Below are 876 nucleotides of genomic sequence, written 5' to 3'. Positions count from 1 at the left end.
CCCACATTCCGCACCCCAAACTGTCACAGAGGTAAATTACGTAGAGAAAAAATTAAAGAGAGCATCAAAACAAACATATAAAGTGAAAAAAGGCATTTGAGAAACAGTAAATCACCAAAAACGTCATCAAAACCTATTCTCAATAAGAAGCAATAAGAATGCACACCACCCGGAGAGGACAACAAATAAATAAAATCAGAGATTCAAGAGACAAATCATAAGTTAGTCTAATCAATTAAAGTAAAAAACGAAATTATAGACCTAGTAAAATGGAGCTATAAATCAAAGAAATTAGCTCATCTTTACAAGAGAAATTAAATTGATAGAGATAATAATTAGGTGACTAATTGATAGTAACGAAAACAATCATCTGGTAAAAGATTCAAGATAAAATCTCTATCTTGAGTCCAATTAGAGACGTGTTTTTCATTGTTATATTCAACTAAATGAATACACTCAAAGCATTGAAAAATCCAGCGCAAAGTAGGGCGGTTAGTTGCTTTACCTAATTGATTTTTAATTGTTGATTTAGAATTGAAGAGAGCATTTCTAATTTGACGTTGAGCCAAAGTATAAACTAGTAGACATAAACCCATAATCATTCCCAGCGACTCTATTCTTTCAGGACTTTTGAGGAAAATACTGTCGGCAAAAAATAATGGGTCTTTGAGAAAAGCAAACCCCCGTTCACATGATTGTTGAGCTTTATATTCACTTAGCATAGAATCATTACTTAGTTCCTTTGAATCTAAAACGTTCGTAGCAATAATAAAACGCCCTGCACTCAGCATTTCCGTATTAATTTTACTTTCATCCTGGGAGACTGTAGCTGATATTTGGTAAGATATTTCTTGTGGAGAATCTTTTGTCTTAGAT

General features: G+C 32.8%; 2 protein-coding genes. Both read right to left on the bottom strand.

What is annotated here, in order from left to right; all coding sequences use genetic code 11:
• Positions 1-23: 23 nt before the first annotated feature.
• Entirely contained in the window at positions 24-203 is a 180-nt protein-coding gene (locus tag FFO06_RS22205; protein ID WP_116543444.1) for a C4-dicarboxylate ABC transporter, read from the bottom strand.
• Between the two features lie 132 nt (positions 204-335).
• Positions 336-876: IS1634 family transposase (locus tag FFO06_RS20675; RefSeq protein WP_137909700.1), on the bottom strand; the 541-nt coding region annotated here is incomplete at its 5' end.

It is taken from the genome of Dolichospermum planctonicum, assembly GCF_005402965.1.
GTDB lineage: Bacteria > Cyanobacteriota > Cyanobacteriia > Cyanobacteriales > Nostocaceae > Dolichospermum > Dolichospermum planctonicum.
Note: the sequence above shows the minus strand (reverse complement) of the source record. Positions and strands in the feature narration are given on the sequence as shown.